The 645-nt window shown below is 55.3% G+C and carries 7 tRNA genes; all 7 read right to left on the bottom strand.

Features of this window, described 5'->3' with window-relative positions:
• Window position 1: 1 nt before the first annotated feature.
• Window positions 2-77: transfer RNA gene (locus tag CQS04_RS13620), tRNA-Phe, on the bottom strand.
• A gap of 23 nt (window positions 78-100) precedes the next feature.
• Window positions 101-176: transfer RNA gene (locus CQS04_RS13615), tRNA-Asp, on the bottom strand.
• A 1-nt stretch (window position 177) separates the two neighbouring features.
• Window positions 178-254, bottom strand: a tRNA-Met gene (locus tag CQS04_RS13610).
• 27 nt (window positions 255-281) lie between these two features.
• Window positions 282-374 (bottom strand) — tRNA-Ser (locus CQS04_RS13605).
• A gap of 16 nt (window positions 375-390) precedes the next feature.
• Window positions 391-467 (bottom strand) — tRNA-Ile (locus tag CQS04_RS13600).
• 6 nt (window positions 468-473) lie between these two features.
• Window positions 474-547 (bottom strand) — tRNA-Met (locus CQS04_RS13595).
• Window positions 548-568: 21 nt separating this feature from the next.
• Window positions 569-644 (bottom strand) — tRNA-Ala (locus tag CQS04_RS13590).
• Window position 645 lies beyond the last annotated feature (1 nt).

Raw genomic sequence — 645 nt, 5'->3', positions numbered from 1 at the left:
ATGGTGGCTCAGGACGGAATCGAACCGCCGACACAAGGATTTTCAGTCCTTTGCTCTACCAACTGAGCTACTGAGCCGATTATGTATTCTTTTTTAAAAATGGCGGTCCCGACGGGAATCGAACCCGCGATCTCCTGCGTGACAGGCAGGCATGTTAACCGCTACACCACGGGACCTTGGTTGCGGGGGCAGGATTTGAACCTGCGACCTTCGGGTTATGAGCCCGACGAGCTACCGAGCTGCTCCACCCCGCGACAATACTATGAAATTCTTTTAAAAAATGGAGGAGGTAGAGGGATTCGAACCCCCGCGCGGTTTGACCCGCCTGTCGGTTTTCAAGACCGATCCCTTCAGCCGGACTTGGGTATACCTCCGCTGTTATGACTATACTGGTGGACCTTGCAGGACTCGAACCTGCGACCGGACGGTTATGAGCCGTCTGCTCTAACCAACTGAGCTAAAGGTCCTTAAGATGGCGGCCGAGGGGATCGAACCCCCGACCTCACGGGTATGAACCGTACGCTCTAGCCAGCTGAGCTAGGCCGCCATAATAAGTATAAGATTAAATTGGTGGAGCCTAGCGGGATCGAACCGCTGACCTCCTGCGTGCAAGGCAGGCGCTCTCCCAGCTGAGCTAAGGCCCCA

Origin of the sequence: Chryseomicrobium excrementi (assembly GCF_002798305.1) — a bacterium.
Lineage (GTDB): Bacteria > Bacillota > Bacilli > Bacillales_A > Planococcaceae > Chryseomicrobium > Chryseomicrobium excrementi.
Note: the sequence above shows the minus strand (reverse complement) of the source record. Positions and strands in the feature narration are given on the sequence as shown.